Consider the following 14,613-nt stretch of genomic DNA (forward strand, 5'->3'; position numbering starts at 1 on the left):
TTCATACGCGACCACTTGACTGGGTGACGTGGCGCATGCCATTCTAGCTCTACTAGCGCGCTCTAGTAGCGCGCGCTAACCAGACATATCCCATCCAAACGGCGACCGCCGGGCCCCCGGCGGCCGCCGCCCCATGTCCCCACCTGGAGGCGATGTTGGCTCCGCAGCGGCGAACCGGCCCGGGCGACCCCCTCGAGGTCGTCACGATGGGCCGCATCGGCGTCGACCTGTACCCGGCCCAGACCGGCGTCCCGCTCCCCGAGGTCGCCTCGTTCAACAAGTACCTGGGCGGGTCCCCGGCGAACGTCGCCGTCGCGGCCGCCAGGTACGGGCGGCGGGCCGCGATCGTCACCAAGGTCGGCGACGACCCGTTCGGGACCTACGTCCGCGCCGCGCTCGCGGCGTTCGGCGTCGACGACCGCTTCGTCGGCACCGACCCGGACAACCCCACCCCGATCACGTTCTGCGAGGTCTTCCCGCCCGACGACTTCCCCCTCTACTTCTACCGCCACCCCAAGGCCCCCGACCTGAACGTCACCGCCGCCGAACTCGACGCCGGCGCCGTCGCCGCCGCGCAGGTCTTCTGGGCCACCGTCACCGGCCTGTGCGCCGAACCGAGCCGCGCCGCCACCCTCGCCGCCCTCGAAGCGAGCCGGCCCTGCCCGCACACCGTCCTCGACCTCGACTGGCGCCCGATGTTCTGGGACAGCCCCGCGGAGGCCGGCCCGTGGATCCGGCGCGCCCTCGCGTTCGCCGACGTCGCGGTCGGCAACCTCGACGAAGTGGAGGTCGCCGTCGGCGTCCGCGACCCCCGCGAGGCCGCCAAGCGCCTGCGCGGCCTCGGCGTCAGGCTCGCCGTCGTCAAGCAGGGCCCGAAAGGCGTGCTCGCCGTGGACGACTCCGGCGAGGTCGAGCTCCCGCCCGCGCCCGTCGAGGTCGTCAACGGCCTCGGCGCCGGCGACGCGTTCGGCGGCGCCCTCGTCGACGGCCTGCTCGCCGGGCTCCCGCTGGAGACCGTGATCGCCCGCGCCAACGCCGCCGGCGCGATCGTCGCCGGCCGCCTCGCCTGCTCCGCCGCGATGCCCACCGCGGCCGAGGTCGACGCCAAGCTCCGGGAGGCCGCGGATGCGCGCTGACCGGCTCGCCCGCCTCACCGAGACCCGCGTGCGCCGCCCCGGGGCGATCGCCGAGGCCGCCGCCCTGCGCCGCCGCGCCGACAGCCCCGTCGGCCCCACCGGCAAGTGCTTCGTCATCGCCGCCGACCACCCCGCCCGCGGCGCCCTCGGCACCGGCGGGAACCCGCTCGCCATGGCCGACCGCGCCGACCTCCTCGACCGCCTCGCCGTCGCCCTCGAGAACCCCGGCTGCACCGGCGTCCTCGGCACCGCCGACATCCTCGAAGACCTCCTGCTCCTCGGCGCCCTCGACGGCAAGACCGTGTTCGGCTCCATGAACCGCGGCGGCCTCGCCGGGGCCGCCTGGGAGATCGACGACCGCTTCACCGGCATGACCGCCGCCGGCATCGACCGGCTCGGCTTCGACGGCGGCAAGACCCTCACCCGCATCGACTACGACGACCCCGCCACCCCCGCCGTCCTCGAGCACACCGCGCACGCGATCGACGAGCTCGCCGAACGCGGCCTCATCGCCATGGTCGAGCCCTTCATCGCCACCCGCCGCGACGGCAGGACCGTCAACGACCTCTCCACCGAGGCCGTCATCAGGTCCGCCGCCGTCGCCTCCGGCCTCGGCGCCACCTCCGCCTACACCTGGCTCAAACTCCCGACCGCCCCCGACCCGGCCCGCGCCGCCGCCGCGACCACCCTCCCGGTGGTCCTCCTCGGCGGCGAGGTCGCCGACCTCGACGCCCAGCGCGACCGGTGGGCCCAGGCCCTCGAAGCGCCCAACGCCGTGGGCCTGACCGTGGGACGATCCCTCCTCTACCCCGCCGACGGGAACGTCGCCGCGGCCGTCCAGAAAGTGGTGGACCTGCTGTGAACCGCTACCACCTGCCCGCCCGCTCCACCGAGGACGGCCTGTACGACACGGTCGTCACCCCCGAGTCCGCCGGCTGGACCCACTCCGGCCTCAAGGTCCTCGAACTCGAACCCGGCGGCGCCCACACCTTCGCCACCGGCCCCGCCGAGCACCTCGTCCTCCCGCTCGCCGGCTCCTGCGACGTCGTCGTCGACGGCGAGCACTTCCACCTCGACGGCCGCACCGGCGTCTTCGACGGCCCCACCGACTTCGCCTACGCCACCACGGACGCCGCCGTCACCGTCCGCAGCGACGGCGGCGGCCGCTTCGCCCTCGCCTCCGCCGTCTGCGACCGCGGCCTCCCCAACCGCTACGGCCCGGCCGAGGCCGTCCCGATCGAGCACCGCGGCGCCGGCGCCTGCGCCCGGCAGGTCCGCGGCTACTGCATGCCCGGCACCTTCGACGCCGACCGGCTCCTGGTGTGCGAAGTGGTCACCCCCGGCGGCAACTGGTCCTCCTACCCGCCCCACAAGCACGACGAGGAGCGGGACGGCGAGTCCGTCCTCGAGGAGATCTACTACTTCGAGACCGACCGGCCCGAGGGCTTCGCGTTCCACCGCGTCTACGGCACCCCCGAGCGCCCCATCGACGTCACCGCCGAGGTCCGCTCCGGCGACGTCGTCCTCGTCCCGCACGGCTGGCACGGCCCCTCCGCCGCCGCCCCCGGCTACGACCTGTTCTACCTCAACGTGATGGCCGGCCCCGGCGAACGCGCCTGGCGCATCAGCGACGACCCCGCCCACGCCTGGATCCGCACCACCTGGGAGACCGACCGATGAGCACGATCCGACTCACCACCGCCCAGGCGCTCGTCCGCTTCCTCGCCGCCCAGTACACCGAGCGCGACGGCGAGCGCCGCCGCCTCGTCAACGGCGCCTTCGGGATCTTCGGCCACGGCAACGTCGCCGGACTCGGCCAGGCCCTCCTCCAGGCCGCCCGCACCGGCGAGGCCGACCTGCCCTACCTCCTCGCCCGCAACGAGCAGGCCATGGTCCACGCCGCCGTCGCCTATGCCAAGGTCGCCGACCGGCTCTCCACCTACGCCTGCACCGCGTCCATCGGCCCCGGCTCCACCAACATGGTCACCGGCGCCGCCCTCGCCACGATCAACCGCCTCCCGGTGATCCTCCTGCCCTCCGACGTCTTCGCCACCCGCGCCCCCGACCCGGTCCTCCAGCAGCTCGAGGACACCCGCGGCGGCGACGTCTCCGTCAACGACGCGTTCCGGCCCGTCTCCAAGTACTTCGACCGCGTCTGGCGCCCCGAGCAGCTCATCCCGGCCGCGCTCGCGGCCATGCGCGTCCTCACCGACCCCGTCGAGACCGGCGCGGTCACGCTCTGCCTCCCGCAGGACGTGCAGGCCGAGGCGCACGACTGGCCCGCCGAGTTCTTCCGCGAGCGCGTGTGGACGGTCCGCCGGCCCGAGCCCGACGCCGCCGAACTCGAAGCGGCCCTGGCGGTCCTGCGCGGCGCCGAGCGCCCGCTCATCGTCGCCGGCGGCGGCGCCGTGTACTCCCGCGCCACCGAGGAGCTGCGCGCCTTCGCCGCCGCCCGCGGCATCCCCGTCGCCGAGACCCACGCCGGGCGCGGCTCGGTCCAGTGGGACCACCCGCAGGCGGTCGGCGCGCTCGGCGCCACCGGCTCGCGCGCCGCGAACGTCCTCGCGGCCGAAGCGGACGTCGTGCTCGGCATCGGCACCCGCTACTCCGACTTCACCACCGCCAGCCACACCGTGTTCGGCGACGCGGCCTTCGTGAACCTGAACGTGGCGGCCCTCGACGCGGCCAAGCACGCCGCCGCGACCCTCGTCGCCGACGCCCGCGCCGGGATCACCGCGCTCGACCGCGGCCTCGGCGACTGGCGCGCCGACGCGGCCTGGACCGCGCGCGCCGCCGCGCTCGCGGGCGAATGGCAGGCCGTGATCGACGCCGCGAAGCACCCCGGGCCCGGGCCGCTCCCGGCCCAGACCGAGATCCTTGGCGCCCTCAACGACGCCGTGGACGAGCGCGACATCGTGGTCAACGCCGCCGGCTCGATGCCCGGCGACCTCCAGATGATGTGGCGCTCAAGGGACCCGAAGCAGTACCACGTCGAGTATGGCTACTCGTGCATGGGCTACGAGATCGCCGCCGGGCTCGGCTGCGAGCTCGCCGACCCCGACCGCGGCGTGTACGTCCTCGTCGGCGACGGCTCCTACCTGATGCTCGCCTCCGAGATCCCCACGCTCGTCGCCGAGGGCCTCAAGGTCGTCATCGTCATCGTCCAGAACCACGGCTTCGCCTCGATCGGCGCGCTCTCCGAATCGCTCGGCTCGCAGCGCTTCGGCACCGCGTACCGCTACCGCGACGCCGAGTCGGGCCTCCTCGACGGCGACGTGCTCCCGGTCGACCTGGCCGCCAACGCCGCCAGCCTCGGCGCCACCGTCCTCAAGGCGGCCACCGTCGCCGAGTTCAAGGAGGCCCTGGCGACCGCCAAGGCCGCCGCGACCACCACCGTCGTCCACGTCGAGACCGACCCCCGCTCGCCCGGCCTGCCGCAGAGCGCCTGGTGGGACGTGCCCGTCAGCGAAGTGTCCGAACTGGACTCCACGCGCGCGGCCTTCGACGCCTACACCGACAGCAGGCGCGCCCAGCGCCACTACCTCTGAGGAGGACCAGCCATGACGACCATCGAGCACTGGATCGGCGGGGCCCCCACCCGCGGCGCCTCCACCCGGACCGCCCCGGTCTACGACCCGGCCGCCGGCGCCGTGCGGCGCGAGGTCCTCCTCGCCGAGGCCGCCGACGTCGACGCCGCGGTGCGCACCGCCGCGAAGGCGTTCGCGTCCTGGGGCGACTCCTCCCTGTCGCAGCGCACCAAGGTGATGTTCAGATTCCGCGAGCTGCTGGTGCGCCGCGAGGACGAGATGGCGAGGCTCATCTCGGCCGAGCACGGCAAGGTCGTCGAGGACGCGCGCGGCGAGATCGTGCGCGGCCGCGAGGTCGTCGAGTACGCCTGCGGCATCGCCGACGCGCTCAAGGGCTCCTACTCCGACCAGGTCTCCGGCGGCGTCGACGTCTTCAACTTCCGCCAGCCCCTCGGCGTCTGCGCGGGCATCACCCCGTTCAACTTCCCGATCATGGTCCCGATGTGGATGCACCCCATCGCGATCGCCACCGGCAACACCTTCATCCTCAAGCCCTCCGAGCGCGACCCGTCCGTGTCGAACCTGGTCGCCGAGCTGTACGCCGAGGCCGGACTGCCGGACGGCGTCTTCAACGTCGTCCACGGCGACAAGAGCGCCGTCGACGCGATCCTCGACCACCCCGGCATCAGCGCCGTCTCCTTCGTCGGCTCCACCCCGATCGCGAAGTACGTGCACGAGAAGGCGACCGCGACCGGCAAGCGGGTCCAGGCCCTCGGCGGCGCGAAGAACCACGCCGTGGTCCTCCCCGACGCCGACCTCGAGTTCGCCGCGGACCACCTGACGGCGGCCGCGTTCGGCTCGGCCGGGCAGCGCTGCATGGCGATCTCGGTCGGCGTCGCGGTCGGCGAGGCCGGCGACGCCCTCGTGGACGTGCTCAAGCGCAAGGCCGAAGCGGTCGTCGTCGGCCCCGGCGACGACCCGTCCTCCGAGATGGGCCCGGTCGTCACCGCCGCGTCGAAGGCGCGCATCACCGGCCTGGTGGCCTCCGGCATCGAGCAGGGCGCGGTCCCCGTCGTGGACGGCCGCGGGCTCACCGTCCCCGGCCACGAGGACGGCTTCTTCGTGGGCCCCACCGTGCTCGACCACGTCACGCCCGACATGGATGCCTACCGCGAGGAGGTCTTCGGCCCGGTCCTCGCCGTCACCCGGGCCGCCACCGTGGACGAGGCGATCGCGCTGATCAACGCCAACCCGTACGGGAACGGCACCGCGATCTTCACCTCCTCGGGCGCCGCCGCACGGCGCTTCCAGCGCGAGGTCCAGGTCGGCATGATCGGCGTCAACGTCCCCATCCCGGTCCCCATGTCCTACTACTCCTTCGGCGGCTGGAAGGACTCGCTCATCGGCGACTCCCCGATCCACGGCCCCGAAGGCGTCCGGTTCTACACCCGCGCCAAGACCGTCACCTCGCGCTGGCCCGTAGAGCGCCAGCGCCCGGACGCCGCCCTCACCTTCCCCACCTCCAGCTGAACCCCCGCACCGCGAAGGAGACCGCCAGTGGCAACGCACGACTCGCAGGCCTCGCCGAGGCCGACGACCCCGGCCCCGAACCTGCGCCTCGGCTCGGCCCCCGACTCGTGGGGCGTGTGGTTCCCCGAGGACGACCGCCAGCTCCCGTACGAGCGGTTCCTCGACGAGCTGGCCGAGGCCGGCTACGAGTGGCTGGAGCTGGGCCCCTACGGCTACCTGCCGACCGACCCGGAGGTGCTGCGCGACGAGGTGGGCAAGCGCGGGCTCAAGGTCTCCGGCGGCACCGTCTTCGGCAACCTGCACCGGCCCGAGGCCCTCGACGCCACGCTCGACGTCGTCGGGAAGGTCGCCGCGCTCACCGCCTCCCAGGGCGCGAGGCACGTCGTGTTCATCCCGCCGCTGTTCCGCGACGAGAGGACCGGTGCGGTCGACGACGTCGTGGAGTGGGACGCCGCGCAGTGGAAGACCGTGCACGCCACCGCGAACCGCATCGGGAGGCAGATGTTCGAGGAGCACGGCGTCACGATCGCGGTCCACCCGCACGCCGACACCCAGATCTGCACGCAGGCGCAGATCGAGACGTTCCTCGACGGGACCGACGGCGAGCACGTGTCGCTGTGCCTGGACACCGGGCACGTCGCCTACGGCGGCGGCGACAACCTCGACCTCGTCCGCCGCTACGCCTCGCGCATCGGCTACGTCCACATCAAGCAGATGGACCCCGAGATCCTGCGCCAGGTGCGCGAGGAGGACCTCGGCTTCGGCGAGGCCGTCAAGCGCGGCGTGTGCGTCGAGCCGCCCGCGGGCGTCCCGGACCCGGCCGACATCGTCGCCGCCCTGTCCGGGCTCGACGCGGAGCTGTTCGTCATCGTCGAGCAGGACCTGTACCCGTGCGAGCCCGACGTGCCGCTGCCCATCGCTGTGCGCACCCGCAAGTACCTGAACGGCTGCGGGCTCGGCGGCCGCCGGCAGCAGTCCTGACACACCGCAGAGGAAGGCACAGGCCCATGAAGATCGGGTTGATCGGCACCGGCTGGATCGGCGAGGAGCACGTCAAGCGCCTCACCGGCACGATCAGCGGCGCGGAGGTGGTCGCGGTGTCCGACATCGACGCCGAGCGCGCCGCCGCTGTCGCCGCGATCGCCGGCGCGCGCGTGGTCGACGGCGCCGAGAAGCTCGTCGACGACCCCGAGGTCGAGGCCGTCGTCGTGACCTCGTGGGGGCCCGCCCACGCCGAGCAGGTGCTCGCCTGCATCGCCGCGGGCAAGCCCGTGTTCTGCGAGAAGCCGCTGACGACCGAGGCCGCCGACGGGCTGCGCGTCATCGAGGCCGAGCAGGCGCACGGGAAGCGCCTCGTGCAGGTCGGCTTCATGCGCCGCTACGACCCCGGGTACCGCCAGATGAAGGCCGTCCTCGACGCCGGCGGCGTCGGCGCGCCGCTCATGGCCCACTGCGTGCACCGCAACCCCGACTCGCCCGAGTCGTACCACTCCGACAAGCCGATGGTCGACACGGCCGTCCACGAGATCGACGCCCTCCGGTGGCTCCTCGGCGAGGAGTTCACCAGCGCGCAGGTCATCGTGCCGCGCTCGACCGCGAACCGGTTCCCCGACCTCGTGGACCCGCAGATCCTGCTGCTGGAGACCGCCTCGGGCGTCCGCGTCGACGTCGAGGTCTTCGTCAACTGCCGGTACGGCTACGACATTCAGTGCGAGGTCGTCGGCGAGACCGGCACGGTGCGCCTGCCCGACCCGGCCGCGCCCCTGGTGCGCAGCGGGGGCCGGGCCTCGTACGCGGTGGTGCAGGACTTCCCGAGCCGCTTCGCCGACGCGTTCGACGTCGAGCTCCAGGCGTGGGTCGACTCGGTGCGCGCCGGCGCGCCGGCCGGCCCGAGCGCCTGGGACGGCTACGCGGCCACCGTCGTCACCAACGCCGCCGTCGAGGCCCGCCGCACCGGCGCCGTCGTCCCGATCGACCTCCCCGAGCGCCCCGCGTTCTACCGCGAGGGCGCCCCGTAGACCTTGCTCTGGGGTTAAGGGGACGGGCCCGGCCGCGAGGCCGGGCCCGTTCCGTCAGCCGGCGGGGATGCCGCCGTTGACCAGCGGCACCGGGTCGGCCTCGACCTCGGTCACCTGCCCGACCTCCACCCGGTACGTCGTCCCGTTGTAGGCCTGGACGCCGTCCGCGACCGTCATGATCCCGACCGTGCCGTACCCGGCGTGGTTGACGTCGCTGTACGACAGCGGCACGATCCCGTTGCCCTGCAAGGCGCCCGATTCGACCGCGGCGATGAGCGACTCCCGCGTCGGCTCGTCCCCGGCGGCCGCGAGCGCCTCCGCGAACAGGTAGCCGACGCTCATCCCGACCACCGTGTTCGCCGTGAACGGCGCGCCCTCGTTGTACTCGTCGTTGATCTGCCGGAACAGGGCCGTCCACTCGTCGTCGGGGCCGAACGGCAGGTAGTTCACGCACACCATGCCCTCCAGGAGCTGCGCGGCGGTCTCCTCGCCGAGGTGGCCCACCAGCGTCGGGTAGTCGGCGCCCGAGGAGGACACGTACCACTTCGGGAACCAGTCCATCTGCGCCGCCGTCGCCACCGTCAGGGCCGTGAACCCGTTGATCGTGCCGAGGATGTTCACCTCGCAGTCGGCGGCCTTGAGGGCCGCCAGCTGCACCGACACGTCCGTCATCGAGGTCGTGTACGTCTGGATCTGGGTGATCTCGTTGCCGCCCATGACCGCCTCGACGCCTTCGAGGATGCCGTCCCCGTAGTCGTCGGCCTGCCCGAACACGCACACGTTCGCGCCCGGCTCCTGCTCGACCGCGTACTGCGCGAGCGCCGCGCCCTCGGTCGTGTACTCGGCGACGTACCCGAACGCGTTCGGGTACAGGGACGGCTGGTTCCAGGTGCGCGAGCCCGAGGCGATGAACAGGTCCGGGACGCCCTCGTCCGCGAGGTAGTCGAGGACCACCGAGTGCGTCGGCGTGCCCAGGCCGTTGACGATCGCCAGGACCTCCTCGTCCTCGACCAGCTCGGTCACCACCTCGTTCGTCAGCTGCGGCTCGTAGGCGTCGTCCCGCACCAGGTACTCGATGGACCGCCCGTTGATCCCGCCGTTGGCGTTGACGTACGCGAAGTACGCCGAGGTCGCCGCCGACACCGCCGAGTACCCGGCCGCGGCCGGGCCCGAGAGGGGCTGGTGCGTCCCGATGGTCACCGTGTCCGCGGTGACGCCCGGGGTCGGCGCCGCCTCCTCCTCGCCGGCCTGGCCCGTGCAGCCGGCCAAAGCGAGGGCCGCGGCGGCCGCCGCGGCCGCCGCCCTCCTCGACGTCTTCGCGGGGGTCCGCATGTCGATCACCTCTTCACGTCGTCGCGGGCGCCGCCGTGCGATGGGGGAGCGGCACACCCGTGTGCTCGGGAAATACTATTCGGTAACTTGTGTTTTCGCAGCCTCCAAGCCCCGCCGACCGGTCAATTCCGCCTCGGCCGTCCGGCCGAGCCGCCCCCGGAATGCGAATTCGCATCACGAAATTGCCCTAGGCTCGAATGCGGGGGTGACAACCATGAACCACATGAACCACATGACGGTCAGGAGCTTCGACCGGCCCGAGGAGTCCGTCGACCTCAGCGGCCACGGCCACCGCGACATGGTCATGCTCGACGGGACGCCCGTCGAGCGCTCCGAGTTCGACCGGGGCTGGCGCTGGTCGAACGACGTCAAGCCCATCGCGGGCACCGACTCCTGCCAGACCCACCACCTCGGCTACTGCGTCGAGGGGCACCTGCGGGTCCACCTGGACGACGGCACCGACCAGGACATCAACGCCGGCGACGCCTTCGAGATCCCGCCGGGCCACGACGCCGAGGTCGTCGGCGACGCCCGCGTCGTCCTCGTCGACTTCGGCAAGGCCTTCGACAACCGCTGACCGCACCGGGCCGCCCCGAACGGGGCGGCCCTCGCTCCGCCCAGCCCCTGGGACGCGATTCCCACCAGGGGCGGGATCACACCGGCCCGGATGGCAGACTTGACGCGTGTTGCGATGGATGACAGCTGGAGAGTCCCACGGCCCCGAACTCGTGGTCACGATCGACGGCCTGCCCGCCGGGATCGAACTGACCACTGAGGCGGTCGCCGCCGAACTGGCGCGCCGCCGCCTCGGCTACGGCCGCGGCGCCCGCATGAAGTTCGAGGCGGACGTCGTCAACTTCATCGGCGGCCTCCGCCACGGCCGCACCCTCGGCTCGCCCGTCGCCATCCGCGTCGGCAACTCCGAGTGGCCCAAGTGGGAGACCGTCATGGCTCCCGACCCGGTCGACCCCGCCGCCCTCGAAGGCGTCGCCCGCAACGCCCCCCTCACCCGGCCCCGCCCCGGCCACGCCGACCTCGCCGGCATGCAGAAGTACGACTACGAGGACGCCCGCCCGATCCTCGAGCGCGCCTCCGCCCGCGAGACCGCCGCCCGCGTCGCCGGCGGCACCGCCGCCAAGGCCTTCCTCAAGCAGGCCTTCGGCATCGACATCGTCTCCCACGTCAAGGCCCTCGGCCCCGTGCGCGCCAAGGACGGCCTCGTGCCCACCCCCGCCGACTTCGCGGCCGTTGACGCCGACCCCCTGCGCTGCATGGACCCCGAGGCCTCCGCCCGCATGGTCGCCGAGGTCGACGCCGCCAAGAAGGACGCCGACACCCTCGGCGGCGTCGTCGAGGTCCTCGCCTACCACGTCCCGCCCGGGCTCGGCTCCCACGTCCAGTGGGACCGCAAGCTCGACGCCCGCCTCGCCACCGCCCTCATGTCGATCCAGTCGGTCAAGGCCGTCGAGATCGGCGACGGCCTCATGCAGGCCGCCGTCCGCGGCTCCGCCGCCCACGACGAGATCGTGCCCGGCCCCGACGGCGTCCAGCGCCTCACCGACCGCGCCGGCGGCCTCGAAGGCGGCATCACCACCGGCCAGCCGCTCCGCGTCTCGGCCATGCTCAAGCCCATCTCGTCGCTGACGCGCCCCCTGCGCACCATCGACACCGAGACCGGCGAGCCCGCCGAGGCCATCAATCAGCGCTCCGACGTCTGCGCCGTCCCCGCCGGCGGCGTCGTCGCCGAGCACATGGTCGCCTACGTCCTCGCCGAGGCCGCCCTCGAGAAGTTCGGCGGCGACTCCGTGGCCGAGTCCCGCCGCAACTACGAGCACTACCTCGAGCACCTCCGGGTGAAGTAGGCCCCGCCCGCCGGCGCCGCCCCGCGGCGCCCCACATCGACCGGAGAACACGCTGATGAGCCTGATCGTCATCGTCGGGCCGCCCGGCTCGGGCAAGACCACCGTCGGCCGCGCGCTGGCCGAGGCGCTCGGCGCGCCCTTCCGCGACGCCGACGCCGACATCGTCGCGGTCGCCGGCAAGCCGATCGCCGACATCTTCGTCGACGACGGCGAGGAGCACTTCCGGGCGCTCGAACGCGAGGCGGTCCGCCGCGCCGTGGCCGAGCACGACGGCGTCCTCGCCCTCGGCGGCGGCGCCGTCCTGGCCGAGTCCACCCGCAAGCTCCTGGCCGACACCACCGTCGTCCACCTGCGCGTGGACCTCGCCGAAGCCGTGCGCCGCAACGAGATCGACAAGGGACGCCCGCTCCTGGCGGTGAACCCGCGCGCCACGCTGCGCCGCCTCCTGGAGGAGCGGCTGCCGCTCTACCGCGAGGTCGCGACCATCGAGATCGACACCACCGGAAGGGACGTGGCCGACCTGACCGCCGAGATCCAGGCGAAGCTCGCCGTGCGCACCGTCGTCGTGAACGACGCCGAGGCGCCCTATCCGGTCCTCATCGGCCGCGGCACCGTCGACCGGCTCCCCGAGTTCCTCGGGAAGGCCGCGCGCGTCGCCGTCCTCCACACCGCCAGCACCGCCGCGCTCGCCGAGCGGGTCGGCTCGCTCCTGCCCGAGGGCGTCGAGCCCACGCTCATGGAGCTGCCCGACGCCGAGGACGGCAAGACCGTCGCCGTCGCCGAGCAGTGCTGGGACGCGCTCGGGGCGGAGGGCTTCACCCGCACCGACCTCGTCGTCGGCGTCGGCGGCGGCGCGGTCACCGACCTCGCCGGGTTCGTCGCCGCCTGCTGGCTCCGCGGCGTCGCCGTCGTCCACGTCCCGACCTCGCTGCTCGGCGCGGTCGACGCGGCCGTGGGCGGCAAGACCGGCGTGAACACCGCGGCCGGGAAGAACCTCGTCGGGGCCTTCCACCCGCCGCGCGCGGTCCTGGTCGACCTCGACACCTTCGCCACGCTGCCCCGCCGCGACCTGGCCGCGGGCCTCGCCGAGGTCGTCAAGGCCGGCTTCATCGCCGACCCGGCCATCCTCGACCTGGTCGAAGCCGACCCGGAGGCCGCGCTCGACGCCTCCGGGCCCGTGCTCGCCGAACTCGTCGAGCGCGCCATCGCCGTCAAGGCCGAGGTCGTCGGCTCCGACCTGAAGGAGGGCGGCCTGCGGGCGATCCTCAACTACGGGCACACCTTCGCGCACGCGGTCGAGAAGCTCGAGCACTACCGCTGGCGCCACGGCGACGCCGTCGCCGTCGGCATGGTCTACGCGGCGCACCTGAACGCGATCACCGGCCGCGTCGACCTCGTCGAGCGCACCAAGGCCGTGCTCGCCTCGCTCGGCCTGCCGACGACGTACGAGGCCGGGCGCTGGGACGACCTGCTGAAGGTCATGAAGATCGACAAGAAGAACGTCGGCGCCACCCAGCGGTTCGTGCTCCTCGACGCGCTCGCGCGGCCCGTCGTCGTGGACGACGTGACCCCCGAGCAGCAGCTCGCGGCCTATGAGAGGCTCACCGCATGAAGACGCTGGTCCTGAACGGCCCCAACCTGAACCGCCTCGGCAAGCGGGAGCCGGCGATCTACGGCTCCCAGACCCTGGCCGACCTGGAGGCGCTGTGCGTCGCGACGGGCGAGGAGCTGGGCCTGGAGGTGAGCTTCCGCCAGACCAACCACGAGGGCGAACTCCTCGAGTGGCTCCACGAGGCCGCCGACCACGAGTACCCGGTGGTCCTCAACGCCGCCGCCTGGACCCACTACTCGGTGGCCGTCGGGGACGCGTGCGCGCAGCTCACGGCCCCGCTCATCGAGGTCCACCTCTCCAACGTCCACAAGCGCGAGGCGTTCCGGCACCACTCGTTCGTGTCGGCCCACGCCGAGGGCGTCATCGCCGGCCTCGGCTTCGACGGCTACACCGCCGCCCTGCGGCGCATCGCCGCGCTGCGCGCCTAGCCGCGCCGCTGGTCACAGCCGAAGCGGCCTGCCCTTCGAGCGGACCGACCGCCCGCTACCATTGACGGTCGCCAGTCAGATCCTCTATCGAAAGAGACGAACGCCCGTGGCAACCACGAACGACCTCAAGAACGGCATGGTGCTCAACCTGGAGGGCCAGCTCTGGCAGGTGCAGGAGTTCCAGCACGTCAAGCCCGGGAAGGGCCCCGCGTTCGTGCGCACCACCCTCAAGCAGATCCCCTCGGGCAAGATCGTCGACAAGACCTTCAACGCCGGAACCAAGGTCGAGACCGCGAACGTCGACCGCCGCACCATGAGCTACCTCTACAAGGAGGGCGAGGACTTCGTGTTCATGGACATGGAGTCCTACGAGCAGTTCCCGCTCGGGCCCGGCCTGGTCGGCGACGCCGCCAAGTACATGCTCGAGAACTCCGAGGTCACCATCGCCTGGCACGACGGCAAGGCGCTGTACGTCGAGCTCCCGGCCTCGGTCGAGCTCGTCATCACCTACACCGAGCCGGGCCTCCAGGGCGACCGCTCCTCCGGCGGCACCAAGCCCGCCACCGTCGAGACCGGCGCCCAGGTCCTGGTGCCGCTGTTCATCGACAACGGCGAGAAGATCAAGGTCGACACCCGCGACGGCAAGTACCTCTCGCGAGCCTAGGCGTGGGGACCAACCAGCAGAGCGGACCCGACCGGCTCACCGCCCGCACCAAGTGGCGGATGCGGGCCGTCGAGATCCTGTACGAGGCCGAGTCCCGCGGCGAGAGCGCCAAGCGCGTCCTCGCCGAGCGGGCCGACCGCGCCTTCACCGACCCCGAGGCCCCGCGACTCCCGAAGTACGCCGAGGAGCTGGTGCGCGGCGTCGACGAGTACCGGTACGAACTGGACGAGGCCATCGGCCGCGCCGCCGACGGCTGGGCCGTCGAGCGGATGCCCGCGGTCGACCGGAACGTCCTCCGGGTGGCGCTGTACGAGATCATCTACGTCGAGGACGTCGACACGCCCGTGGCCATCAAGGAGGCCATGCGCGTGGCGGAGCAGATCGGCTCCTCCGACGACACCTCGTTCGTGAACGCGGTCCTCGACGCGGCGGCGAAGGCCGAGGAGTAGGGCTTCAGGACGCACGAGCACGGCCGGGTCCGACTGGACCCGGCCGTTCTTGTCG

14 protein-coding genes are annotated in these 14,613 nt (G+C 72.9%); 13 read left to right on the plus strand and 1 reads right to left on the minus strand.

From position 1 onward, the window contains the following. The first annotated feature begins 152 nt into the window (after window positions 1-152). From iolC to EIW28_RS09590, 7 genes are read left to right on the plus strand one after another with little or no spacing between them, the layout of a single operon-like run. The gene (gene iolC / locus EIW28_RS09560; protein ID WP_125247449.1) at window positions 153-1,136 is read left to right on the plus strand and encodes a 5-dehydro-2-deoxygluconokinase; all 984 of its coding nucleotides are present in this window, start codon (window positions 153-155) and stop codon (window positions 1,134-1,136) included. Further along, entirely contained in the window at window positions 1,126-1,998 is an 873-nt protein-coding gene (locus EIW28_RS09565; RefSeq protein ID WP_125247450.1) for a Cgl0159 family (beta/alpha)8-fold protein, read from the plus strand. The genes iolC and EIW28_RS09565 overlap by 11 nt, the downstream gene beginning before the upstream one ends. Next, a complete protein-coding gene (gene iolB, locus EIW28_RS09570; RefSeq protein WP_125247451.1) occupies window positions 1,995-2,816 on the plus strand; it encodes a 5-deoxy-glucuronate isomerase in 822 nt (273 codons plus the stop codon). Before EIW28_RS09565 ends, iolB begins: the two co-directional genes overlap by 4 nt. Further along, window positions 2,813-4,684: a 3D-(3,5/4)-trihydroxycyclohexane-1,2-dione acylhydrolase (decyclizing) gene (gene iolD, locus EIW28_RS09575; RefSeq protein ID WP_125247452.1), complete on the plus strand. Its 1,872-nt coding sequence runs from the start codon at window positions 2,813-2,815 to the stop codon at window positions 4,682-4,684. The genes iolB and iolD overlap by 4 nt, the downstream gene beginning before the upstream one ends. Window positions 4,685-4,696: 12 nt before the next feature. Continuing rightward, a complete protein-coding gene (locus EIW28_RS09580) occupies window positions 4,697-6,193 on the plus strand; it encodes a CoA-acylating methylmalonate-semialdehyde dehydrogenase (RefSeq protein WP_125247453.1) in 1,497 nt (498 codons plus the stop codon). 27 nt (window positions 6,194-6,220) lie between these two features. Further along, the gene (locus EIW28_RS09585; protein ID WP_125247454.1) at window positions 6,221-7,174 is read left to right on the plus strand and encodes a TIM barrel protein; all 954 of its coding nucleotides are present in this window, start codon (window positions 6,221-6,223) and stop codon (window positions 7,172-7,174) included. A gap of 26 nt (window positions 7,175-7,200) precedes the next feature. Then, the gene (locus tag EIW28_RS09590; RefSeq protein WP_125247455.1) at window positions 7,201-8,211 is read left to right on the plus strand and encodes a Gfo/Idh/MocA family protein; all 1,011 of its coding nucleotides are present in this window, start codon (window positions 7,201-7,203) and stop codon (window positions 8,209-8,211) included. 54 nt (window positions 8,212-8,265) lie between these two features. On the opposite strand, the gene EIW28_RS09595 is transcribed toward EIW28_RS09590, so the two are convergent. Continuing rightward, on the minus strand, window positions 8,266-9,543 hold the full coding sequence (locus tag EIW28_RS09595; RefSeq protein WP_125247456.1) for an ABC transporter substrate-binding protein: 1,278 nt from the start codon (window positions 9,541-9,543) through the stop codon (window positions 8,266-8,268). Window positions 9,544-9,766: 223 nt separating this feature from the next. On the opposite strand from EIW28_RS09595, the gene EIW28_RS09600 reads away from it, so the two are divergent. The 6 genes from EIW28_RS09600 to nusB all read left to right on the plus strand — a co-directional run bounded on the left by EIW28_RS09600 (window position 9,767) and on the right by nusB (window position 14,558). Further along, window positions 9,767-10,120, plus strand: a complete 354-nt coding sequence (locus EIW28_RS09600; protein WP_125247457.1) for a cupin domain-containing protein — start codon at window positions 9,767-9,769, stop codon at window positions 10,118-10,120. Between the two features lie 106 nt (window positions 10,121-10,226). After that, entirely contained in the window at window positions 10,227-11,405 is a 1,179-nt protein-coding gene (gene aroC / locus EIW28_RS09605) for a chorismate synthase (protein ID WP_125247458.1), read from the plus strand. 55 nt (window positions 11,406-11,460) lie between these two features. After that, window positions 11,461-13,017, plus strand: a complete 1,557-nt coding sequence (aroB, locus tag EIW28_RS09610; protein ID WP_125247459.1) for a 3-dehydroquinate synthase — start codon at window positions 11,461-11,463, stop codon at window positions 13,015-13,017. Beyond that, window positions 13,014-13,445, plus strand: a complete 432-nt coding sequence (gene aroQ / locus EIW28_RS09615) for a type II 3-dehydroquinate dehydratase (RefSeq protein ID WP_125247460.1) — start codon at window positions 13,014-13,016, stop codon at window positions 13,443-13,445. Before aroB ends, aroQ begins: the two co-directional genes overlap by 4 nt. A 106-nt stretch (window positions 13,446-13,551) precedes the next feature. Then, window positions 13,552-14,109 (plus strand): elongation factor P, encoded by a 558-nt coding sequence (gene efp, locus EIW28_RS09620; RefSeq protein WP_125247461.1) that lies wholly within the window; start codon window positions 13,552-13,554, stop codon window positions 14,107-14,109. A 2-nt stretch (window positions 14,110-14,111) separates the two neighbouring features. Continuing rightward, window positions 14,112-14,558: a transcription antitermination factor NusB gene (nusB, locus tag EIW28_RS09625; protein WP_125247462.1), complete on the plus strand. Its 447-nt coding sequence runs from the start codon at window positions 14,112-14,114 to the stop codon at window positions 14,556-14,558. Window positions 14,559-14,613: the final 55 nt, after the last annotated feature.

Origin of the sequence: Glycomyces terrestris, assembly GCF_003933745.1 — a bacterium.
GTDB classification, from domain to species: Bacteria; Actinomycetota; Actinomycetes; order Mycobacteriales; family Micromonosporaceae; genus Glycomyces; species Glycomyces terrestris.

Excerpts from the sequence above, each read along its gene's own strand:
- iolC (WP_125247449.1), top strand. The coding sequence starts at position 153 with ATGTTGGCTCCGCAGCGGCGAACCGGCCCGGGCGACCCCCTCGAGGTC.
- EIW28_RS09565 (WP_125247450.1), top strand. The coding sequence starts at position 1,126 with ATGCGCGCTGACCGGCTCGCCCGCCTCACCGAGACCCGCGTGCGCCGC.
- iolD (WP_125247452.1), top strand. The coding sequence starts at position 2,813 with ATGAGCACGATCCGACTCACCACCGCCCAGGCGCTCGTCCGCTTCCTC.
- EIW28_RS09580 (WP_125247453.1), top strand. The coding sequence starts at position 4,697 with ATGACGACCATCGAGCACTGGATCGGCGGGGCCCCCACCCGCGGCGCC.
- EIW28_RS09590 (WP_125247455.1), top strand. The coding sequence starts at position 7,201 with ATGAAGATCGGGTTGATCGGCACCGGCTGGATCGGCGAGGAGCACGTC.
- EIW28_RS09595 (WP_125247456.1), bottom strand. The coding sequence starts at position 9,543 with ATGCGGACCCCCGCGAAGACGTCGAGGAGGGCGGCGGCCGCGGCGGCC.
- EIW28_RS09600 (WP_125247457.1), top strand. The coding sequence starts at position 9,767 with ATGAACCACATGACGGTCAGGAGCTTCGACCGGCCCGAGGAGTCCGTC.
- aroB (WP_125247459.1), top strand. The coding sequence starts at position 11,461 with ATGAGCCTGATCGTCATCGTCGGGCCGCCCGGCTCGGGCAAGACCACC.
- aroQ (WP_125247460.1), top strand. The coding sequence starts at position 13,014 with ATGAAGACGCTGGTCCTGAACGGCCCCAACCTGAACCGCCTCGGCAAG.